Origin of the sequence: Paraburkholderia terricola, from assembly GCF_003330825.1 — a bacterium.
Lineage (GTDB): Bacteria > Pseudomonadota > Gammaproteobacteria > Burkholderiales > Burkholderiaceae > Paraburkholderia > Paraburkholderia terricola.
Genome location: NZ_CP024941.1, coordinates 939,470 through 961,693 on the forward strand (window position 1 = coordinate 939,470; position 22,224 = coordinate 961,693).

Below are 22,224 nucleotides of genomic sequence, written 5' to 3' on the forward strand. Positions count from 1 at the left end.
GACGCCGCGCCAATGCGTGTTTTAGGAGCCCACTGTCCGGATGCTGAATCGCAAGTCCACCGCATCGTCGCCACGCTGGTCGAGCCGGCTGTATGCCATCGTCACCGCGATCTACCGCAAGCGTCCGGTATGGATGGTGTCGTTTTCCGCGAGCGAGGCCAATCTGTCGGAAGGGTTGAGAGCGGCTTGCGCGTCCACGGCGATGCTGGCCGTCGGCAATGTGCTGCACGATCCGACCTTCGCGTGGGCCGCGATCGGCGCCTTCTGGACCTGTCTCGCCGACGCGGCCGGCTCGAATCGCGCGCGTTTCGCGTCGATGATGGGCTTCGCGCTTCTCTCCACCGTATGCGGCGGCCTGACGGCCTTTGCTTCCGGCGCCGGGGCGATATGGGCGGCGCTCGCGGTGCTGATCTTCACGAGCCTCGGCGGATTCGGCCGCATCTGGGGCGCCGCCACCTCGCAGGTGACGATCCTCGCCGCGACCGCTTGCGTCGTGATGGTCGACAGGCCGATGCGCGACGTGCGCGAAGGCCTGGCGTTTCTCGGCGTCTATCTGATCGGCTGCCTGTTCGCGGTCGTGCTCAGCCTCACCATCTGGCGGATTCATCCATTCGCCATGAGCCGGGCGTCGTTGCGCGCTGTTTATCTGCGACTGGCCGACATCGCCCTGGACAGCGCCCGTCTGCTCGAACAGCGCGCGGCGCCCGGCGAGTGGGCCACGCATGCCGCGAAATTTCGCGCCGATGCCCGCGCCGCGCTCGAGCGCGCCCGCAAGGCGGTGGCGAACGTGCCCGCGTCGAGAACGGGCGGGCGCGAAACCTACGACACGCTTCTCAGCTTGCTCACCGAAGGCGAGGCGCTGTTCGCCTATCTGATCGCCGTTTCGGGCGCGAGCGAAAAAGTCCCCGGCGACGCCCGGCGCGCGCAACGCGCGGCGCGATTGCTCACGGGCATGGGTAACGTGCTGCGCAGAATCGGCGCCGACGCGAATGAAGGGCAGTGGCAGCGTCTCGCCGATATGCAACAACGCTTGCGGCGCCTCGCGCGGCGTCTCGAAAGCGCGCTGATCGAGCCGGTGAAGCTGAAGTCCGACTTCGAATTGGTCGATTTCGCGCCGGCGTGCGCGCCGCCCGAACGCTGGACCGACAGCGCCATCAGACTGCTGACGCGCATCGGGTCGACGCTCAAGGCCAATCTCACGACCGAGTCCGTCGGCTTGCGCCATGCGGCGCGCGTCGGCGTGACGACGACGACGGGCTTTCTCGTCATCCGCGCGCTGGGGTTGCCGTTCGGTTACTGGGCCACGATGGCGACGCTGCTGATACTGCAACCGTCGATTGCAGCGACCTGGCCGCGCAGTATCGAGCGCGCGGCGGGGAGCATCGTCGGCGGCGTGCTGGCGGCCGGCATCGGCTATGCGATTCATTCGCCGCTCGGCATTTCGCTCGCGGTCTTTCCGCTGGTGGTCGCGACGATGGCGCTGCGCCCCGTCAGCTACAGCCTCTTCGTGCTGTTTCTCACGCCGACCTTCGTGCTCGTCGCCGACTTCGCGACGCCGGGCGCGAGCGAGCTTGCCTTCGCGCTCACGCGGCTCGGCAACAACGTGCTCGGCTGCGTGCTGGCGCTCGTCGCAACCTTCTATCTGTGGCCGACGCGTGAAAAGGCCGACTACCGCGCTTATCTGAGCGGGGCGGTGCGAGCCAACGTCGAGTATCTGAGCGCGGCGCTGGAGTCGCCGCGCCGCAGCGACAAGGACATGGAGCGCTTGCGCAGAGCCGCGGGACTCGGCAGCAATAACGCGGAGGAAGCGATCGGCCGCGTTCGCCTCGAAAAACTCGAGGACTCGATGATCGACACCGTGACGCTGACGGTGCTGAGTCTGTTGCGAAGAATGGCGGGCACCGCGACGCAGTTGCGCCTGAGTACGATGCGGCGCGACAGGCACGATGAACTCGGCATGTGGATCGCCGCCGTGAGCGCCGACATCGACGCCGCGTTGGAGCGGACGCTACGGCCGATCCGCCACGAGCTTCCGGCGCGGGACAAGTTGACGTCGCTCGAGGCCGATGCGGTGGGTGAACTCGCGCTGATGCAGCGGCTGTTGACTGAGCGGATGCGTGAGGCGAGAGGGTAGCGAGCCGTCGCGAGCGGGATGCGGGGCGATCTGATGCGTGATTCGCGCGGAGCACGAAGCGCGGGCACGCATCCCGCAGCCAAGGCAAAGCGCCGTCACGAAGCGCCGGTTTCCTGTTCCGTTTCGTCATCGGCGAGCGGCTCCGGCTCGGGCAACGGCAACGCCGATTCCAGCGTGCGCAGCCCCGCGGCCAGCGCACGCTTTTCAACAGCGGACAAACGCTTGACCCAATACTCGGCGCGCGAAGCGCTCGAGCGGTCCGCCAATTCGAACGACGCCAGCACGCGCACCGGCTTGCGCGAGCGTGTATATCGCGCGCCTACGCCGCTCATGTGTTTATCGAAACGTGCCTCCACGTCGACGGCGATACCGGTATAAACGCTGCCGTCCGAGCATTCGAGCAGATAGAGAAACCACGGCATAAAAGCGCTTCAGCCTTTGAACGGATTGTGTTCGCGCAGCTCGTCCACATACGCGTGGATGCTGTTCTTTTCGTTGGCGAGAAAGTGGCCGACCGCATCCGCGAAGGCCGGATGCGCGAGCCAGTGCGCCGAGCGCGTCACCGTGGGCAGAAAGCCGCGCGCCATCTTGTGCTCGCCCTGGGCGCCGCCCTCGAATGCGCCGAGTTTTTCCTCGATGCAGAATTCGAGCGGTTGGTAGTACGCCGTTTCGAAGTGCAGGCACGGCACGTGTTCCAGCGCGCCCCAGTAGCGGCCGTACAGCGTGCCGCCGGTTTGCGCATCGCGCTGGTAGACCACGAGCGAACTGGCGATCGGCCTGCCTTCGTATTCGGCGATCACGAGCAGCAGGTTCTCCGGCATCGACGCGCCGATCATGCGAAAGAAATCCAGATTCAGATACGGACTCGAAAAGTGCTCGCGATAGGTTTGCCGATAGCACTTGCTGAAGAAGCGCCAGTCGGCGTCCTGGATGTCCTCGCCGCGAATCCGGCGCATCGTCACGCCGGCCTCGTGGACTTTGCGGCGCTCGGCGCGAATGTTCTTGCGCTTCTTCTGTTCGAGCGTCGAGAGGAAATCGTCGAAGTCGCGATAGCCGTCGTTCAGCCAGTGGAACTGCACGCCCTCGCGCTGCATCATGCCCATCTCGGTGAGCGCGTTCGCTTCCGTTTCGGTGGGAAACAGCACGTGCAGCGACGAGACGTCGCTTTGCTCGGCGAACGCCATCAAGGTCGCCGCCAGATGCCGCAACGCGTGCGTATCGGCGGCGAGCAGACGGTTGCCCTGCACCGGCGTGAAGGGCACCGCGCACAGCAGCTTCGGGTAATAGGGCAGGCCGTTGCGCTTGTAGGCGTCGGCCCAGGCCCAGTCGAACACGTACTCGCCGTACGAGTGTCCTTTCAGATAGACGGGCGCGGCCGCCGCGAGCTTGCCCGTGCGCGGATCGGTGAGCGTGACGAATTGCGGCGCCCAGCCGGTATCGGCGACCGCGCATTGGGCCGCATGCAAGGCGCTCAAGAACTCATGCCGCAGAAACGGCGTGGGCTGCTGCTGCCGCGCGAGGAGGGCATTCCATTCCGCGGCGTCCACCTCGGAGGGCGACGCCAGAATGCCCGTGCGATAATCAAAGCGTTCCTGATTCAATCTGTGTGACTGTTCCCAATGAGCGACGCGGCGCTTCAGGCGGCGCGTCGTTCGTTTATTCGATTTGTCCGTTCCGTCGAGCCGCAAGGCCGCGGTACTCGCAAGCCGCTCGTGGCTTGCCTGCCGATCCTGCCATGAAGACCCGAATCGCTCTTGCTCAAATCAATGTCACCGTCGGCGACTTCGCCGGCAACGTCGCGAAGATCGTCGCCGCCGCGCGTGTCGCGCACGAAGGCGGCGCGAAGCTGCTGATCGCACCTGAACTCGCGCTGTCCGGTTACCCGCCCGAAGATCTGCTGCTGCGCCCCGCGTTCTATACCGCGAGCGCGGCGGCGTTGGCCGACCTCGCCACGCAACTCAAACCGTTCGCCGGCTTGCATGTGATCGTCGGCCATCCGCTGCGCGAGGTGGCGCACGCCGGGTCGCACAGCGCGGGGCACGGTCATGGTAATGCAAACGCGCCGATCGAGCGCGGCGTGCCGCCGGTCGACACGTTCAACGCGGCCTCGCTGATCGTCGGCGGGGAAGTGGCGGGCACCTATCGCAAGCAGGATTTGCCCAATACCGAAGTGTTCGACGAGAAGCGCTACTTCGCGTCCGACCCGCAGCCCTTCGTGTTCGAACTGGACGGCGTGAAGTACGGCGTGGTGATCTGCGAGGACGCGTGGCATGCGTCGGCCGCGCAAATGGCGAAGGCGGCGGGCGCGCAAGTGCTGCTGATTCCCAACGGCTCGCCGTACCACCTGAACAAGGAAGCGGTGCGCTTCGACATTCTGCGCGGGCGGATTCGCGAAACCGGTTTGCCGATGGTCTACGTCAACATGGTCGGCGCGCAGGACGAACTGGTGTTCGACGGCGGCTCGTTCGTGCTCGACGACAAGGGCGAACTGGTCGCGAAGATGGCGCAGTTCGAGGAAACCACCGCGATCGTCGAGTTCGAAGGCGGCAAGCCGCTGCCGGCCGCGATCGCGCCCGAGCTGTCGCTCGAAGCGCAGGTGTACGCCGCGCTCGTGATGGGCGTGCGCGACTACATCGAGAAGAACGGCTTTCCGGGCGCGCTGATCGGCCTGTCGGGCGGCGTGGATTCGGCGCTGGTGCTGGCGGTCGCATGCGACGCGCTCGGCGCGGAGCGGGTGCGCGCGGTGATGATGCCGTCGCGCTACACCGCGGACATCTCGACCACCGACGCCGCCGACATGGCGCGCCGCGTCGGCGTGCGTTACGACGAGATCGCGATCGCGCCGATGTTCGACGCGTTCCGCAACGCGCTGGCGGATGAATTCGCGGGCCGCGCCGAAGACGCCACCGAAGAAAATATCCAGGCCCGCATTCGCGGCACCTTGCTGATGGCGCTGTCGAACAAGTTCGGCTCGATCGTGCTGACCACCGGCAACAAGAGCGAGATGGCGGTGGGCTATTGCACGCTGTACGGCGACATGGCCGGCGGCTTTGCGGTGATCAAGGACATCGCCAAGACGCTCGTCTACAGGTTGTGCCACTACCGCAACCAGGCCACCGGGTTCGGCAAGCAGAACGTGATTCCCGAGCGGATTTTGACGCGCGCGCCCTCGGCGGAACTGCGCGAGAATCAGACCGACCAGGACAGTCTGCCGCCGTACGAAGTACTCGACGCGATCATGCGCATGTACATGGAAGAGGATCGTTCCCTCGCCGAAATCATCGCCGCGGGCTATGCGGTCGACGACGTGAAGCGCGTCACGCGCCTCATCAAGATCAACGAGTACAAGCGCCGTCAGGCGCCGATCGGCATTCGCGTCACGCATCGCGCGTTCGGCCGCGACTGGCGCTATCCGATCACGTCGCGCTACACCGAGCCCGTGGAGTGAGCTTCGGGCAGAACGGCTGCCCATTACCGAAAGAGACTGAAGCGAGCCGGATTGCCGCAACGCATCCGGCGCGGCGTAGAATAAAAATCACCCAATTTCCTTTCACTCTTCCAGACACGAGACGAGGTTCGCCATGAAGCGCATCACCGCAGTCATCAAACCGTTCAAACTCGACGAAGTGCGCGAGGCGCTCGCTGAAGTCGGCCTGACGGGGCTGACCGTTACCGAAGTCAAGGGCTTCGGCCGGCAGAAAGGCCACACCGAGCTCTATCGTGGTGCAGAGTATGTCGTCGACTTTCTGCCGAAAGTGAAGATCGAAGTGGTGGTGGCCGACAGCCAATGCGACCAGGTAATCGACGCGATCATCGGCGCGGCACGCACCGGCAAGATCGGCGACGGCAAGATTTTCGTCGCGGAAGTGGAGCGTGTGATCCGCATTCGCACCGGCGAGGAAAACGAAGCGGCGGTTTGAGCGGGCCGGCTTCGCACCGAGGCGGTGCATCGCGGGCAGTTGCGGCAGTCGCCATACCGCTCTCCAGAATAAAAAACGGTGCGATACCCTTGCGGACATCGCACCGATACGCGCCTCTCGCAGCAGCGTGAAAAAGATTCTCTCGAAGAACTTCTGACTCGCCCCGAAGGAACTCCCCTCGGGGCACACCGTTCGCTTAGAACGAGTGTTGAATACCTGCGTAGACGCCGGTTTGGTTATGACCTTGCAGCGGGTTGTCCGTGCTGCTTGCCAGACCTGCGTTGTTCGCATTCAGGCCATAGTTGGCCGATTTGCTGTTTCGCACCTGTGCAACCTGCATATCCAGCAGCGTGCGCTTCGACAGGTTGTACGTGCCGCCAACCGTGTAGATCGTCGCATTGCCCGCGCCGTTGTTGCCGTTCACGTGGTAGACCGCTGCGATCAGCGCGGCAGCCGGCGTTGCTTGCCACGTCACGCCGCCCCACTCGTGGTCGAGCGTGGTCGGCTGACCCGGCAGAACGCCCCGGGCACCCGCCGAGCGGATAGCCTGGTAAGCGGCCTGGATCTTGAACTGGCCGAGGAACACGTTCACGAGCGCCGAGTATTCACGCGATGCCGAGAACACGCCGCCGCCTGCGTTGGCCGTATTGATGGTGTCGAGGTTCGCGCCGTACAGGTTGCCGTTAGCCGGATTGCGGATTTCGTCATACAGACCGCGAATCTGGAACAACGAGTTCGTGTACGTGATCTGCGCGCCGGCTTCGCGACCTTGAGCAGTCGTGCCGTTGCCGTTCCAGCTCGTTGCGTTCGACAGCGCGTATTGACCGTAGAAGTCAAAGCCCGCGATCTTCGGCGACTGGTACGCGAAGTTGTTGCTCGATTGCGGCCAGTTGCGGCCACGCACCAGCGATGCCGACGACCAGTTCGATTGACCGAACGGGTCGAAGTCCCACACGCCGTTCGAGATGAAGAGCATGCGGCCCATCGTGAACGTACCGAACTGGTCGTTCGCCAAGCCGATGGTTGCCCAACGATTGAAGAGACCGCCGCCGCCAGGGCCCGAACCCGTCATCGTGTTGAAGGAGCCTTCCAACTGGAAGAGGACCTTGTTGCCGCCACCGATGTCTTCAACACCCTTCAAGCCCCACAGGCTGGTACCCCAGTCGCCGCTTTCCGCGCGCCAACGGTTCGTGCTGCCAGTTGCCTGGCCGGCTGCGCCAGTGCCTTGCGGAACGCCCGACATGTACTCCAGGCCAGCGTCAAGACGTCCGTACAGCGTGACGCTGCTTTGGGCGTGCGCAACAACACCGGCTGTCATCAGCGCAGCGGCGAGCAAAGCTTTCTTCATCTTCTCCTCCATACCCTGTCAAAAAGTGAAACCCAGTACTGCGAGTGGTGTTCGGACGCCAGCAGCGCCGAACAGAAATCGGTACCAGGGAGATTAGCGGGTGGATTGGGTCTCCTGCCGTGACGTGTAGCCTTGGGGCTATCTGGTCGTCATGCCGATCCCTCGCCGACCGGTTCTCCTCTGTGCTTTGAAGTGAAACTACTTTTACTGGACTTTGTTTTGCTACTTTGGTTACTAATTTATCAAAAATACACTTCTGTGGGAGAAGAAATTAGTACCTCCATTGTTCGATGTCTCCAAATTGCAATAGGAATGTGCGCAATAAAGGGTTCGGGGGCTCACAAAAACACCGAAAACCCTTATGCGACAAGGGAAGCACGGTTCGGCGGGAGCAACCTTAAGGATTGCCACTATTGACGCTGCAAACGTGGCGGGGTAGGCGGGGAGTTGTAGCTGGGGAGCGGCTCGAAGGCCGTTTTCGCGGCGAAAAACGCCTGAATGCAAAGGTGAGCGAAACAAAAAAGGCGCTCGTAAGCGCCTTGTAATACTACATTCACTACAACCCAAATACCGGGTTGCGCGTGAGCCGCGCAGCGTTCATTTGAGGCTGCCGGAGAGGAACTGTTTGAGGCGTTCGCTCTTCGTATTCTTGAAGACCTCGTCGGGATGGCCTTCTTCTTCCACGCGGCCTTGATGCAGGAACATCACGTGATTCGACACGTTGCGCGCGAACGCCATTTCGTGCGTGACGACGATCATCGTGCGGCCTTCCTCGGCGAGCGTCTGCATGACCTTGAGCACTTCGCCGACCAGTTCGGGATCGAGCGCGGAAGTGGGCTCGTCGAACAGCATGACGTCCGGATGCATGGCGAGCGCGCGCGCGATCGCCACGCGCTGCTGCTGGCCGCCCGACAGATGCGATGGATACTGCTTCTCGAGACGCGGCGCGAGGCCCACTTTCTCCAGGTATTCACGCGCGCGCTCTTCGGCGTCTTTCCGCTTCATGCCCAGCACGTTGACCGGCGCCTCGATGATGTTCTCGAGCACGTTCATGTGCGACCACAGGTTGAAGTGCTGAAACACCATCGACAGCCTGGTGCGCACGCGCTGCAACTGCTTCGGGTCGGACACGCGCAACGCGCCGTTTTTCGCGATCTGCGTACGCACTTCCTCACCGTCGACGAAAATGCGCCCCGAGTTCGGCTGCTCGAGAAAGTTGATGCAGCGAAGCATCGTGCTCTTGCCCGAGCCGGACGAGCCGATCACGCTGATCACGTCGCCGGCGTTGGCCTTCAGCGACACGCCCTTGAGGACTTCGTTGTCGCCGTACTGTTTGTGAAGCTCGTCGACGAAGAGCTTTTGCTTCCTGGTGTTCATCGGAGTCCTTGGCGGGCTTCTTTGCTTGGGAGCGGGTCACGCCCCGGGTTACTTGCCTTGCGGCCGCAGGTAGGCGAGCCAGCGGCGCTCGGCGCGGCGGAACAGCCACACGAGCGCGAAGGAAATCAGCAGATAGAGAACGGCGGCGAGGCCGAACGCATTGAACGACTGGTACGTCGCGGAGTTCACGTCGCGGGCGATCTTGAGGATGTCCGGCACGGTCGCGGTGAAGGCGACCGTGGTGGCATGCAGCATCAGGATCACTTCGTTGCTGTAGTAGGGCAGCGCGCGGCGCAGCGCCGACGGCAGAATCACGCGCCGGTACAGCGTGAACGACGACATGCCATACGCGCGCGCCGCTTCGATTTCGCCGTACGGCGTGGCCTTGATCGCGCCCGCGAAAATTTCCGTGGTGTACGCGCAGGTGTTCAGCGTGAACGCGAGCAGCGTGCAATTCATGCCGTCGCGGAAGAACGCGTTGGTCAGCTCGTGATTGCGAATGATCTCGAGGCTGTACAAGCCGGTGTAGCAGAGCAGCAACTGCACGTAGAGCGGCGTGCCGCGAAAGATATACGTGTAGAGCCACACGAGGCCGGCAAGCCACTTCTTCTTCGACACGCGCGCCACCGCCAGCGGAATCGACAGGCAGAAGCCGAGTCCGATCGACACCACCAGCAGCCACAGCGTGATCGCGAGGCCGGTGAAGCGATAGCCGTCGGTATAGAGATAGTTGCGCCAGTATTCCTGCATGATCTCGATCATAGATCCGCCTTTCGCACGCCGGTCGAGTAACGCTTTTCGAGGTACATCAGCACGAAGTTGGACACTGTGGTGATGACGAGATAGATCGCCCCCGCGAACAGGGTGAAGAAGAAGAACCGCAGCGTGCCCTTGCCGGCGTCCTGCGAGGCCTTGACGACATCGGCGAGACCGATGATCGACACCAGCGCCGTGGCCTTCACCATCACCTGCCAGTTATTGCCGATGCCGGGCAGCGCGAAGCGCATCATCTGCGGGAACATCACGCGCGAGAACACCTGCCAGCCGGTCATGCCGTAGGCCGCGCCCGCCTCGAGCTGGCCGCGCGGCACCGCGAGAAACGCGCCGCGGAAGGTCTCGGTGAAGTACGCGCCGTAAATGAAGCCGAGCACCGCGACGCCGGCCACGAACGGATCGATGTCGATCTGCTCCCAGCCGAGCAGATCGGTCAGGTTATTCAGCCAGATCTGGATGCTGTAGAACAGCAGCAGCATCAGCACCAGATCGGGCACGCCGCGCACGAGCGTCGTATAGACCGTGCCGGCGCCGTATGACAAGCGGTTCTTCGACAGTTTCGCCGCCGCGCCGAGCAGGCCCAGCACGAAAGCGAACGCCAACGACAACACCGCCAGTTTGACGGTTTGCCAGGTGCCGTTGAGAAGCAGCGGGCCGTAGCCTTGAAGGAACATATGGGGGTCCTTGACGATGCGTTGCGACGCACCGGCGAAAGACGCGGCCGGCTCTGCGCCGCGTTTGCCGCGAGCTAGGGCTCGCCGTGACCTGCGGCGCACAGCGCACCGCTGTGCAAATCATGACTGCATGGCCGTTGCCGGCCGTGCGCGCTTTTCGACTCTCGTTTTGAAACTGGTCCTGAAGCTATGTCGACTGTATTCCGCAGCCGGCGGGAAGCCCCTGCGGCTCGCCGCCCGCCGCCTTCGATTCGAACGGCGGATAGCTGGCGTCCACCCCGATGCGCACGGTTTTCCATTCTGTTGCCACGGCGCTCCCGGCCGTGACGGCAAGCGCCACGCGCAGTGCGAGCTTCTTCATGTTCCTCCTGGATCAAACTGATCGTCGTGATGCGCCGATCCCGGCGACCCGCCGGCTCGTGGCTGGCCGTCGCTATTCTAGGCGGTCAAAATTGTCGCGCCGCGCTGGGGAAATCCGGCCTCCATTGCGCCGGCGTCCTTTTGACGTCACGAGGGCGTGGCCCGAAGACCGCTGCGATCCCCGGCGCGGCCGGGATGCCGGCGCCGCCCGCTTACGTCTTCCGCGTGCCCCCACGGCTTGAAAAGCGCGGTATTTTACCCGAACAGACACGCGACGCCAGTCCGCAGCGCGACAGCGGCAACCAGGCCGGCGCGGGCGTTGTGCGAGCGCGACGCCGTTTCGGTTTCGCAGACCGTGGTCCGCCGTGGCGGCCGGACATCGGAACGAGGTTCTGTCGCCCGCCGGTCCTCAGCCGGCCGTGGCGGAGGCCGCGGCAACGGGACCGCAAGCGCCACGCGCCGCGTCGGCGCCCGATTGCGCGGATTTATGGAACGCTCCAGTGCGCCCACGCCGATTGTTTAGCGGCGGCCGTGCCCATACATTCCGTGCATCGCTATTGACTCATCGGAGTACACCATGATCGAGATTCGCCGTTCCGCCGAACGCGGCCATGCCAACCACGGCTGGCTCGACTCGTATCACAGCTTCTCGTTTGCCGACTATGCCGATCCGCGGAACGTGCATTTCGGCCCGCTGCGGGTCATCAATGAAGACCGCGTCGCGGGCGGCCAGGGTTTCGGCGCGCACGGGCATCGCGACATGGAGATCGTCACCTATGTGCTCGACGGCGCGCTTGCTCACCGTGACAGCATGGGCAACGGCTCGACCATCCGTTACGGCGACGTGCAGCGCATGAGCGCCGGCACGGGCGTCATGCATAGCGAATTCAACGCGTCGCCGGACGAGCCGGTGCACCTGCTGCAGATCTGGGTGATCCCGCAACGCGCGGGCGACCCGCCCGGCTACGAGGAAAAACATTTCGACGCCGCCGACAAGCGCGGCCGTCTGCGTGTGATCGCTTCGCCCGACGGCCGCGACGGCTCCGTGACGATTCATGCGGATGCGTCGATCCACGCGGCGTTGATCGACGGCGCGGAAGAGGCCCGCTTCGCGTTGCCGCAGGGTCGCCAGGCCTATGTGCATGTGGCGCGCGGCGCGCTGACCGTGAACGGCGAAGCGCTTCAGGCCGGCGACGCGGCCAAGCTGACCGGCGTCGACACCGTGACGCTGGAGAAGGGCGAGGACGCCGAAGTACTGCTGTTCGATCTCGGCCCGCTTGACGGCTAAACGCCCAACGGGGCGCGCGGGCAAGGATCGACGCGGATCGCTCGCGAGGCATTCATCGACGGAATGGCCGGACGCGCAGCCGCGAGGCCAAACAGAAACGCCACGGAATACCTCCGTGGCGTTTCTGCATTCGCGAGACGGCCGCGCGGGCCGCCGGTCTTCCCGCCCAGTGCGCTTACTGGCTGGCGGCCGGCGCCGACGCCGCGCCCTTGCGATGCTCCCAGCGCTCGCGCATCTTCTCGTGACGCGCTTCCATCTTCGCGAAGCGCTGCTTCAGCGCCGTGCTGACGGTGGTCTTCTGCTGGTCGTTCAGGCCGTTATAGAACTTGAGCCAGGTATCCGTGGTTTGCTGGCGCAGTTGCGCGTCTTTCTGCTCGATCTGCTGGTGCGCGGCGGCCATCGCGTTCAGATCCAGGATCGGCTGTTGCTGCGCGGCCTTGAACTGGCTCTTGATCTGCTCGTGATCGGCGCGCATCGCCTCGTGGTTCTGCTTCATGGTGTCGAGCGCGGCTTGCCACTGCCGCTCCTGATCGGCGTTCAGCTTCAACTGATCGTGCAGTTGCGTGAGTTCCTTCATGAAGTGGCCATGCCAGCCGCCGGGGCCGCCGCGGGCCTCGTGAGCAGGTTGCGCGGCATAGGCGGCGCCGGCGCCGATGGCGAGCGCGGTGGCGGCAACGGCGAGAACGCGCGAGATCTTTTTGGTGGACATATGAGGCTCCTTGTAATGGAATAGCCGACGATGCAACCGGTAAAGTAGGCGGCCTGCATTCGGTAAGACACAGCGTAGAGAACTGCGCCTCGGGCTGTGTTACGCGGCTCGACGCCGCTATTACGGGCCATTACGTGCGGCTTTCACGGTAACACCCGGTAACCCTTGCGGGCCTTATCGAAACAGAAACCCTTCCTGCTGCGCGTTAAACTTCATTCCATGGCTACTCAAATACTTGTTGTCGACGACGACGTCGAATTGCGCGACCTGCTGCGCGACTATCTGGCCCGTCAGGGCATCGAGGTTTCGGTGCTGCATGACGCCGCCTCGCTCGAGCGCAGGCTCGAACGCGAGCGTCCCGACCTGATCGTGCTCGACCTGATGATGCCGGGCGTCGACGGGCTGACCGCGCTGCGCAAGCTGCGCGCCTCGGGCGACGACATTCCCGTGATCATGCTCACCGCGCGTGCGGACGACGTCGACCGTATCGTCGGGCTCGAACTCGGCGCCGACGACTACCTCGGCAAGCCGTTCAACCCGCGCGAGTTGCTGGCGCGCGTGCAGGCGGTGCTGCGGCGGCGCCGCACGCTGCCGTCGTCGGCGGCGCCGGAGCAGCGCGAGCCGTTCAGCTTCGGCCGCTTCACGCTGGATTTCCAGTCGCGCACGCTGCATATGGAAAACAAGCCGCTCACGCTGTCGGGCAGCGAATTCGCGCTGCTGAAAATTTTCGTCAATCACCCCATGCGCACGCTCACCCGCGAGCGCCTGCTCGAACTGCTGCACGGTCCGGAATACGACGGCACCGACCGCGGTATCGACGTGCAGGTGTGGCGTCTGCGCCGCATCCTCGAAACCGATCCGTCCACGCCGCGCTTCATTCAGACGGTGCGCGGCCGCGGCTACGTGTTCGTCCCCGACGGCGACCAGCATGCGCCGGCCCATTGATTCGCTGTTCGGGCGGCTGGCGCTGCTAGTCGTCGCGGTGCTGCTGCTGTCGCATTTCGCCTGGTACGCGTTGATGCGTCTGGAGCGTAGCCAGTCGCAAACGCGCTATGCCGTCGAGGAAGCCGTTTTTCTCGTCGACGCGGTGCGCCAGCACGTCGCCCGTTCGCCGGATCAGCCCTTGCCGTCGCGCGTCAAGCTGGTCGATCCGGCAAGCCCCGACGTGCCCGCGGATAACCCGGATCTGCCGCCGTCGCCCAGCCGTTTTCTCGATGACGTCCGCGATCGCATGCCCTCCGGCACCCAGGTGCGGATCGACCGGCCGGGCCACCCGCCTACGCTGTGGGTGCGCGCCCCCACGGACCGCAGCTGGATCGTCGTGCCGCTGCAGCCATTGCGTCCGCCGCGCTCGATCGACCGCATGGTGCTGTGGCTCGCCATCATTTTCTCGTTCGCCGTAATGGCGGCGCTGTTCGCCGCATGGGCGTTGCAGCAGCCGTTGCGCTCGCTCGCCCAGGCGGTGGCGCGCTTCGGTCGCGGCTTGCCGGTGCCGCCGGTGCCCGAGCGCGGTCCGCGCGAATTGCGTCAGCTCACGCATGGCTTCAACCAGATGGTGCGTGAAGTGGAGCGAACCGAGAACGACCGCGCGGTGATGCTCGCGGGCGTCGCGCACGACCTGAAAACGCCGCTGGCGCGTTTGCGCCTGCGCGCCGAAATGATGGACGAGCCGAAGATGCGCGATGGCGTGGTGCGCGACGTCGATTCGATGACGCACATCGTCGAGCAGTTCCTGGTGTTCGCGCACGACGGCGCCGATCGCAGCGAAGCGGTCGAAGTGGACGCGCAATGCGAGCGGGTCGTGCGCAGTTATCGCGCGGTGGCCGCGGGTGCGCCCACCGTGCAGACCGAACTGCACGCGGGGCCGGGATTCGTGCTGCCCGCCGCCACGCTCGACCGCATCCTCTCGAACCTGCTGGATAACGCGCACGCCTACGGCGCGCCGCCGATCGTCGTCGCCACGGCGCGTACGCCGCAAGGCTTCACGCTGTCGGTGAGCGACAACGGCGGCGGCATCGCCGCGCAAGATGTCATCAATGCCAGCCGGCCGTTCGTGCGGCTCGATCCGGCGCGCGGCGGCAACGGCCATAGCGGCCTCGGCCTTGCCATCGTCGAGCGGCTGGTGCGGCGTGCGGGCGGGGAGTGGGAAATCGGCAACCACGGCGGGCGTGGCTTGCGGGTGTCGATGAGCTTTCCGTTTCAGGCGGTGCCGCGTGCCGCGGCCGCCTCGGAAAGCGCCTGGTAGATTCGGCGCGGCGCCTGCTCCGCTGTGGCGGTATCGCAGGCGCGTTTGCGCTGCGTGCGCGTTAGTCGGAGAACAGCGTGTTCAGCGCGGTCGCCGCTTCGCTGTCCACCGTATTCCACGTCACCGTTTCGGCTTCGAAGATGTAGTGCGTGGTGTATTTGCCCAGCCTCGCGAGTATCTCTTCCTGAATCAGTTCCGGCGCGACATCCAGTTTCAGATACCACGTCGTGGATGACAGGCGCGTCTGGAACGCGCCGTATTCGGCCAGCAGATGGTCGAACGCGTCAGCATCCTGATCGCGACAGACAATGACCAGATTTCCCTTCATGCAAATCTCCCGTTAAAGCGGTAGCGGCAACCTCGATATTCAGGTCGATGATACCTGCTTCGCCACGGGACCCCGAGGCCGGGACTTGCGTTGCATCAGCGAACGCGCTCGATCGGACGCCGGCTCGGCAAGACGGCTTTACCAGACGCTGGCCACCGTGCGCGCGGGCGGCGCGGTGTCGTCGGGCGGGAGCGCTTCGGTGCGGTCGCGGCCGCCTGTTTTCGCCGCGTACAGCGCCGTGTCGGCGCGGCTCATGATCCGCTCGGGCAGATCGTCGGGCGAGAGTTCCGTGATGCCGATGCTCACGCTCAAGCCCACGGAGGGCGGCAGCTTGGGTGACGGCACCGCTTTCAGACGCAGGCGCAGTCGCTCGACCACCTCGCGCCCGCCGGCCAGATCCGTGGCCGGCAGCAGCAAGCCGAACTCCTCGCCGCCGAGCCGGCCGATCGCATCGGCGCCGCGCAGTTCGGTGCGGCACGTCTCGACGAAATGCTCGAGCGCGCGGTCGCCGGCGGCATGGCCGAAGCGGTCGTTGATCTGCTTGAAGTGGTCGAGGTCGGCGATCGCCATGCACAGTGGCTCGTTGTTCGCACGCGCGCGTTCGATCTCGTGGCGCAGCAGATCGAGGAAATAGCGCCGCGACAGCGCGCCCGTCAGCGCGTCGTGACGCGCCTCGGCCGAGAGCAAGGTATTGGCCGATTGCAGTTGCTCGGCCAGATCGCGCGTCGCGCGGTGGTGGCGCCGCTCGCGCACATACGAGACCGTGATCACCCACGCGAGCGCAACCGTGCCGGCCAGCGTCAGGAACACCAGCAGATGGTCGCGCTTATGATTGCGCAGCAGTTCGGGCCACGCCGCGAGCGGGTCGACCAGATGCGCGGACAGCCCCGAGTTCAGTCCGCCGCGAGCCTGATAGAGCGACGGCGTGGGCTGCTCGGTCATGCCGAACAGTTGCCCGGCGACGGCCGTGGGCACCCAGGGCGCCTGCTCGCGCACCTGGGCATCGACCTTGATGCGCATGTCCGGAAAGGTTTCGCGGCGATAGATGAGCCTGCGCTCTGACACGCTCATCTGCGTGACGCGCGAATTCGGCAGCGCGTGGCCTTCGAGTTCGCTGTTGTGGGCCATGATGATGACACCGTTCTCGTCGGCGACGAAGGTCCCGGCATGCGCGACCCAGTGGCGCAGCCGCGCGATCCCGACCTTCGCCGACACCACGCCGACCAGCACGCCGTCCGCGTACACCGGCGCGGCAATGAAGATGCCCGGCTCGCCGCTCGTGCGGCCGACGCCGTAGGCTTCCGAAAACGCGCCGACCAGCGCGCTCGTCAAATAGCTGCGCGAGCGCATGTCGACGCCGACGAACGAACGCTCCGCCGCTGACGCGTTATTGATCGAGTCGCTCGATGCGACGCAAATGCCGTTGGCGTTGACGAGCCAGATCTGGTCGAGTCCGGAGAAGCCTTGCGCGTCGTGCAGGAAGCCGCTCACGGCGGTGATCCGCGCGTCTTTCAACAACGCGGCGCGGCGGGCGGGTTCCGTCGCTTCGCCGTTCGCGGCATAATTCTGCGATTGCACCAGCGCGTGCTGGATCAGGTCCATTTCGGCCATGGTCGCGGGAATGGCCCGAGACATCGCGAGGTCGCTGGCGATCACCTCGGCCATGTTGTCGACGATCGAGGTGGACATTTGCCGCTGCGCGCGCAAGGCCGCGCCCAGCTCTTGCTGTACCATCCGGTCCGCGACCATGCCGGCCACGAACCAGCAAACCAGTATGACCAGCGCGAAACTGATCGGCCCGGTTGCCTGGCGCAAGGTTGTCCTGTTCATCGACCCTCTGATCCGTCTGGCTGTGGCATGCAACTAGCTCATTCGTGGCAGCGCGCCCGCGCCGTTTCGCTGCTGTTGAAGCGGTTGGCGATAGGCCGCCGCCGTGGTCCGGGATAAACCGCGATGTGGCGCCTCGCCTCCTGATTTTAACCGTCGTGGGGACAGACGCCACCCTTATTCCGGGAATGCGAAGTGCGCGCGGCGCACCGATCAGGTTCTTAACGGCCAGGCCACCGGTTTCTGAATGGCTATGCGGGTTTTCCAGATCGCTTCGGCCGCCGCGCCTTGGCTCTTATCGGACATGTTGGTGTTCGCACCGTGAGCAACGGCTCGCGGCAAGGCATGGGCGGCGTTAGTGAAAGGACCGGCGGCGGAGCGCTGCTGTTATTCGCCGCGATTTGCCATGAAAGGTTGTGCCTGAAACATAGGATGGTGTAGTGTCGTGCCGTCCAAAAGAAGGAAAGCTCGCCAGCCCACGGGCGGCGCCTGCGGCGACGGGAGTCCGGGTTGATGGTTACGGTCCTGGGCGACTCGTCCACGGACACGTCCGTCACCGGTCCACGTGTCACCCACGCTAACGATTTACCGCGCACACGCGTTTTGCCATGCCTGATTTCCGCTTTCCGGACCGATCTTCAGACCGCCGCGGCGAAGCCGCGGCCGCCTTCCCGCGTTCGAACGCCTGCATGAACGGGGAGCGCGCCTGATGGATTTCAACTTCAACCTGAAGCGCACCGCCAATGCGTCGGCATGGCGGGTGTTGCCCAATCGCTGGGACTTCGTCGCCTTTCCGTTGATCATCTGCATCATCGCGATGGCGGCGATCGGCTTTCACGAGACGCTTGCGCCGATGTCGACGCTCAAGACCCAGGCGATCTCGCTCGACCCCTCGAACCTGCCTGAATACGCGATGCGCACCACTCTGCGCATGCTGGCGGCCATGGTCGCCTCGCTGATCTTCACGCTGGCCTATGGCACGCTGGCCGCCAAGAGCCGCCGCGCGGGTCTCGTGCTGGTGCCGATTCTCGACATCCTGCAGTCGGTGCCGGTGCTCGGCTACATCTCGTTTACGGTCACGTTCTTTCTCGCGCTGTTTCCGGGCCGCGTGCTCGGCGCCGAACTCGCGGCGATCTTCGCGATCTTCACGAGCCAGGCGTGGAACATGACGTTCAGCTTCTATCAGTCGCTGCGCACCGTGCCGCGCGATCTCGACGAAGTCTCGCGCGGCTTTCACCTGACCTCGTGGCAGCGCTTCTGGAAGCTGGAAGTGCCGTTCTCGATGCCCGGCCTCATCTGGAACATGATGATGTCGATGTCGGGCGGCTGGTTCTTCGTGGTCGCCTCCGAGGCGATCACGGTCGGCAACCGTTCGATCACGTTGCCGGGGATCGGCGCCTATCTGGCGCAGGCGATCGTCGAGCAGAACCTGCACGCGATCGGCTGGGTGATCCTCGCGATGACGGTCGTGATTCTCGCCTACGACCAGTTGCTGTTCCGTCCGCTCGTCGCATGGGCCGACAAGTTCCGCATGGAAACCACCAGTTCGGGCGACGCGCCGGAATCGTGGCTGCTCGACCTGATTCGCCGCACGCGTCTGATTCACCGCCTGCTCGTGCCGCTCGGCTGGATGTTCGCGAAGGCCGCGCGCGTGCCGTTCCGCTTGCCGGCGATCCAGGGGCGGCGCTTTCAGATGCCGCGGATCCAGAAGCGCTCGCGCGTTGGCGACATCGCGTGGGCGGCGCTGGTGCTGGCCGGCACCGTGTACGTGGTGTATCGGGTGTTCATCTACGTGCGCACCGGCGTCTCGCTCGACGAAGTCGGCCATGTGCTCGTGCTGGGTCTCATCACGCTGTTGCGCGTGGTGTTGCTGATCGCGCTGGCGTCGGTGGTGTGGGTGCCGGTGGGTGTGCTGATCGGGCTGCGTCCGGCGCTTGCCGAGAAGATCCAGCCGCTCGCGCAGTTTCTGGCCGCGTTTCCAGCCAACCTGCTGTTCCCGGTGTTCGTCATCGCGATCGTGCGCTTCCATCTGAACCCGGATATCTGGCTGTCGCCGCTGATCGTGCTCGGCACCCAGTGGTATATCCTGTTCAACGTGATTGCCGGCGCGACCTCGTATCCGAACGACTATCGCGAGGCGGCCAAGAACTTCCACATTCGCGGCTGGCAATGGTGGCGCCAGGCCATTCTGCCGGGCATTTTCCCGTACTACGTGACGGGCGCGATCACGGCCTCGGGCGGTGCGTGGAACGCGAGCATCGTCGCCGAATTCGTTCAGTGGGGCGACACCCGGGTGATGGCGCACGGACTCGGCGCCTACATTGCGCGGTCCACCGAGGCGGGCGACTACCCGAAGATCATCGTGGGCATCGCCGTGATGTCCCTGTTCGTGACTCTGTTCAACCGCCTGCTGTGGCGTCCGATGTACGCCTATGCCGAAGCCAAGCTCCGGCTCGATTGAGTAATAAGGCAAAACGCGATGCAAAATCCTAAAGCTGCTATCACCGCCGCGCCGATCCAGACGCCGCCGAAGCCGCCGCGCCTCGGCGAAGAGATCCTGCGCGTCAAGGACGTGTGCCGCGGGTTCAACAAGTCGCAGGGCGAACTGCTCGTCCTCGACGACGCGAACCTGTCGCTGCGCGAAGGCGAGATCGTCGGTTTGCTGGGCCGCTCGGGCTCGGGCAAGTCGACGCTGTTGCGCATCATCGCCGGTCTGATCGAACCGACCGACGGTGAAGTGACATATATGGGCAAGCCGCTCGACGGTCCCGCGAAAGGCGTCGCAATGGTGTTTCAGACCTTCGCGCTGTTCCCGTGGCTGACCGTGCTGCAGAACGTCGAAGCCGGTCTCGAGGCGCAGGGCGTGGCCGCGCGCGAGCGCCGCGAACGCGCGCTTGCCGCGATCGACCTGATCGGTCTCGACGGCTTCGAGAATGCTTATCCGCGCGAGTTGTCGGGCGGCATGCGTCAGCGCGTCGGTTTCGCGCGCGCGCTGGTGGTCGATCCCACGCTGCTGCTGATGGACGAGCCGTTCTCCGCGCTCGACGTGCTCACGGCCGAAACGCTGCGCACCGACTTGCTCGATCTGTGGACGCAAGGCCGCATGCCGATCAAGGCGGTGCTGATCGTCACGCACAACATCGAGGAAGCGGTGTTCATGTGCGATCGGATTCTCGTGCTGTCGTCCAATCCGGGCCGCGTGATCGCCGAGATCAAGGTGCCGTTCAAGCATCCGCGCAACCGGCTGGATCCGGCGTTCCGGCGGCTCGTCGACGAGATCTACGCGAAGATGACCGCGCGTCAGACCGACGAAAAGACCAAGAAGGGGTTGGAGCTGCACAGTTGGCTGCCGCACGTGTCGACCAACCTGATGGCCGGTCTGATCGAGACGCTCGCCGCCGCGCCGTATCATGGCCGCGCCGACATGCCGGAGATCGCGCGCTCGCTGCATCTGGAAGTGGACGATCTGTTCCCGGTGGCCGAAGTGCTGCAACACCTGGGCTTCGCGGACGTGCGCGAGGGCGATATTTTCCTGACGCCGCCGGCGCGTGTGTTCGCCGAGTTCGGCACCCAGGAACGCAAGATGATGTTCGCCGAGCATCTGCTGCGGCACGTGCCGCTCGCCGCGCGGATCAAGAAGGTGCTGAACGAGCGGCCGGGGCATCGCGCGCCGCGCGTGCGCTTCGAGCAGGAGCTGGAGGATTTCCTGTCGGACAGCGCCGCGGAAGAGACGCTCGACGCGGTCATCAACTGGGGCCGTTATGGCGAGATCTTCTCGTACAACGACCAGACGGAAATCTTCAGCCTGGAAGACGTGGAGTCTTAAGGGCGTTCCGGCCGATTGATGCGTTTCAAGTAAAAACGGCAGGGTCTCCCTGCCGTTTTTTCATTGCCGCCCGAGTTTTGCCGCGCGCTTATTGCAGCGCACCCCAGCGCGCGACCGCCGGTTCCGCGGACGCCCACTTCCAGCCTTTGTCCTGCCGGCAGGCGCTCGCGGTGTACCAGTCTTCATGTGCGTTCGGGCCGTCGCCGTCCTGCACCGAGAACACGAACTCCTTGCACAGCGCGAGGGCCGAGCCGAACGCGCGCGTCACGCGCACCTGGCCGTGGCCGTTCTCGATCGGCAGCGCATGCTTGACCGCCCACGGCCGCGTCTCGCCGACCGGCATCGCGCCCGCCAATGCGGCGATCATATTCTGCTGGTCGGTGTGCATGGTGCGCATGTAGCGGCCGATCGCTTCGTCGGTCGCGGCCTGCACGGCAATGCCGACGCCAATGCCCACCGCCGGATTCGATGTGATGAGACCGGACGCGACGCCGGCCGCCGCGCCGCTCGCCGCGCCGACCGACGAACAGCCGCTCGTCAACAGGCTCGCCCCGGCACAGACCGCGCCGGCCAGCAGAAGCCGCAGCCGGTTGCCGGAAAGCGAAGCCGTGCGGAAGAGCGGACGCTGGCGCCGATCCGCCAGCGAACGCAGATGCAAGCGCGCCGTCATTGCAGCGCGCCCCAGCGTTCGGTGGCGGGTTCAGCCGATGCCCATTTCCAGTTGTCGCCGTCGCGGCAGATCGACGCGACGTAGAACGCGCTGCTTGCCGGCACATTCTTGGTGGCGGTTTGATCGACCGAGAAAACGATTTCCTTGCAGTCGAGTGCGCCCGTGCTGATCGCGCGGCTGACCGTGACGCGGCCATGTTCGTCGTCCTCGATCGGCATCGAGTGAGTGACGCTCCACGGTGCGACCGCGCCGACCTCGAGCGGCCCGGCGATTCTTGCGATGCCGTCCTGCGTGTTCTTGTGAACCACGCGCTCGGAGTACTGGACGCCGGCGCGGGCCGCGGCCACCGCGCCGAGACCGATGCCGGTGGCGACGGCCGCATTGCTGGTGACCTTCGCCGCGAGCGCGGCGCCCGCGATACCGGCGCTTGTGGTGGCGCCTTCGGAATAGAGCGAACTACAGCCGCTCAGCGCCGACGTCACCGCCACTGCCAACGCAACGAGCGCTGTTGTATTGATGCGTCCGCGCCTCGTCGTTTGTTTCACGCCCGCCGCCCACACGATACTTTTTTGCATGTCCCTGTCCGTGCTCCTGCAAGTGTCGCGCGCTCATACTCGAAACCGATGTGTGAACGAGCGGCACGCCTTTCCATCGTTGCAATATGCGCTGCCGCATTTTGCAGGATGCCATTTGTAATTGGCAGAGGGAAAGTGCAAGGAATTGCAAAAGATGATGCGAGGCAAA

General features: G+C 64.7%; 19 protein-coding genes and 1 pseudogene. 8 read left to right on the plus strand and 12 right to left on the minus strand.

All coding sequences use genetic code 11. The features are described from left to right. Positions 1–40 precede the first annotated feature (40 nt). Positions 41–2,134, plus strand: coding sequence for an FUSC family protein (locus CUJ90_RS04080; RefSeq protein WP_114162045.1), 2,094 nt, complete (start codon positions 41–43; stop codon positions 2,132–2,134). A 95-nt stretch (positions 2,135–2,229) separates the two neighbouring features. Here the strand turns inward: CUJ90_RS04080 and CUJ90_RS04085 are convergent, their stop codons facing one another. After that, positions 2,230–2,556, minus strand: coding sequence for a GIY-YIG nuclease family protein (locus CUJ90_RS04085; protein WP_114162046.1), 327 nt, complete (start codon positions 2,554–2,556; stop codon positions 2,230–2,232). 9 nt (positions 2,557–2,565) lie between these two features. Beyond that, positions 2,566–3,735 (minus strand): GNAT family N-acetyltransferase, encoded by a 1,170-nt coding sequence (locus tag CUJ90_RS04090; protein ID WP_114163429.1) that lies wholly within the window; start codon positions 3,733–3,735, stop codon positions 2,566–2,568. A gap of 134 nt (positions 3,736–3,869) precedes the next feature. On the opposite strand from CUJ90_RS04090, the gene CUJ90_RS04095 reads away from it, so the two are divergent. After that, entirely contained in the window at positions 3,870–5,582 is a 1,713-nt protein-coding gene (locus CUJ90_RS04095) for an NAD+ synthase (protein ID WP_114162047.1), read from the plus strand. Between the two features lie 133 nt (positions 5,583–5,715). Then, complete coding sequence (gene glnK, locus CUJ90_RS04100; RefSeq protein WP_062126765.1) at positions 5,716–6,054, plus strand: P-II family nitrogen regulator; 339 nt, start codon at positions 5,716–5,718, stop codon at positions 6,052–6,054. A 196-nt stretch (positions 6,055–6,250) separates the two neighbouring features. Here glnK and CUJ90_RS04105 read toward each other — a convergent pair whose 3' ends face one another. From CUJ90_RS04105 to CUJ90_RS04125, 5 genes and pseudogenes are all read right to left on the minus strand, one after another. Next, positions 6,251–7,402 carry a porin gene (locus CUJ90_RS04105; RefSeq protein ID WP_073430746.1) on the minus strand — a complete coding sequence of 384 codons (1,152 nt, stop codon included), beginning with the start codon at positions 7,400–7,402 and terminating at the stop codon, positions 6,251–6,253. A gap of 597 nt (positions 7,403–7,999) precedes the next feature. Next, positions 8,000–8,779, minus strand: coding sequence for an ABC transporter ATP-binding protein (locus tag CUJ90_RS04110; RefSeq protein ID WP_073430745.1), 780 nt, complete (start codon positions 8,777–8,779; stop codon positions 8,000–8,002). Between the two features lie 48 nt (positions 8,780–8,827). Next, positions 8,828–9,541, minus strand: coding sequence for an ABC transporter permease (locus tag CUJ90_RS04115; protein ID WP_114162048.1), 714 nt, complete (start codon positions 9,539–9,541; stop codon positions 8,828–8,830). Next, entirely contained in the window at positions 9,538–10,227 is a 690-nt protein-coding gene (locus CUJ90_RS04120) for an ABC transporter permease (RefSeq protein ID WP_073430743.1), read from the minus strand. The genes CUJ90_RS04115 and CUJ90_RS04120 overlap by 4 nt, the downstream gene beginning before the upstream one ends. A 220-nt stretch (positions 10,228–10,447) precedes the next feature. Next, a pseudogene (locus CUJ90_RS04125) lies at positions 10,448–10,588 on the minus strand (ABC transporter substrate-binding protein); the annotation flags it as partial. Positions 10,589–11,164: 576 nt separating this feature from the next. On the opposite strand from CUJ90_RS04125, the gene CUJ90_RS04130 reads away from it, so the two are divergent. After that, positions 11,165–11,875 carry a pirin family protein gene (locus tag CUJ90_RS04130; protein ID WP_114162049.1) on the plus strand — a complete coding sequence of 237 codons (711 nt, stop codon included), beginning with the start codon at positions 11,165–11,167 and terminating at the stop codon, positions 11,873–11,875. A gap of 175 nt (positions 11,876–12,050) precedes the next feature. On the opposite strand, the gene CUJ90_RS04135 is transcribed toward CUJ90_RS04130, so the two are convergent. Beyond that, entirely contained in the window at positions 12,051–12,584 is a 534-nt protein-coding gene (locus tag CUJ90_RS04135) for a Spy/CpxP family protein refolding chaperone (RefSeq protein ID WP_073430741.1), read from the minus strand. A gap of 219 nt (positions 12,585–12,803) precedes the next feature. Here CUJ90_RS04135 and CUJ90_RS04140 point away from each other — a divergent pair, with 219 nt between their 5' ends. Both CUJ90_RS04140 and CUJ90_RS04145 read left to right on the plus strand, forming a co-directional pair. Beyond that, entirely contained in the window at positions 12,804–13,529 is a 726-nt protein-coding gene (locus CUJ90_RS04140; RefSeq protein WP_073430740.1) for a response regulator, read from the plus strand. After that, the gene (locus CUJ90_RS04145) at positions 13,513–14,829 is read left to right on the plus strand and encodes an ATP-binding protein (protein ID WP_073430739.1); all 1,317 of its coding nucleotides are present in this window, start codon (positions 13,513–13,515) and stop codon (positions 14,827–14,829) included. The genes CUJ90_RS04140 and CUJ90_RS04145 overlap by 17 nt, the downstream gene beginning before the upstream one ends. A gap of 61 nt (positions 14,830–14,890) precedes the next feature. Here CUJ90_RS04145 and CUJ90_RS04150 read toward each other — a convergent pair whose 3' ends face one another. After that, entirely contained in the window at positions 14,891–15,157 is a 267-nt protein-coding gene (locus CUJ90_RS04150) for a hypothetical protein (RefSeq protein WP_073430738.1), read from the minus strand. 138 nt (positions 15,158–15,295) lie between these two features. Then, a complete protein-coding gene (locus tag CUJ90_RS04155) occupies positions 15,296–16,987 on the minus strand; it encodes a sensor domain-containing diguanylate cyclase (protein WP_073430737.1) in 1,692 nt (563 codons plus the stop codon). Between the two features lie 706 nt (positions 16,988–17,693). Between CUJ90_RS04155 and CUJ90_RS04160 the strand changes: the two genes are divergently transcribed. Continuing rightward, a complete protein-coding gene (locus CUJ90_RS04160; RefSeq protein ID WP_114162050.1) occupies positions 17,694–19,445 on the plus strand; it encodes an ABC transporter permease in 1,752 nt (583 codons plus the stop codon). Positions 19,446–19,463: 18 nt separating this feature from the next. Beyond that, a complete protein-coding gene (locus CUJ90_RS04165) occupies positions 19,464–20,810 on the plus strand; it encodes an ABC transporter ATP-binding protein (protein ID WP_114162051.1) in 1,347 nt (448 codons plus the stop codon). A gap of 88 nt (positions 20,811–20,898) precedes the next feature. Here the strand turns inward: CUJ90_RS04165 and CUJ90_RS04170 are convergent, their stop codons facing one another. Both CUJ90_RS04170 and CUJ90_RS04175 read right to left on the minus strand, forming a co-directional pair. Next, positions 20,899–21,468: a hypothetical protein gene (locus CUJ90_RS04170; protein WP_479724645.1), complete on the minus strand. Its 570-nt coding sequence runs from the start codon at positions 21,466–21,468 to the stop codon at positions 20,899–20,901. An 8-nt stretch (positions 21,469–21,476) separates the two neighbouring features. Continuing rightward, positions 21,477–22,055 carry a hypothetical protein gene (locus CUJ90_RS04175; protein ID WP_114162052.1) on the minus strand — a complete coding sequence of 193 codons (579 nt, stop codon included), beginning with the start codon at positions 22,053–22,055 and terminating at the stop codon, positions 21,477–21,479. Positions 22,056–22,224: the final 169 nt, after the last annotated feature.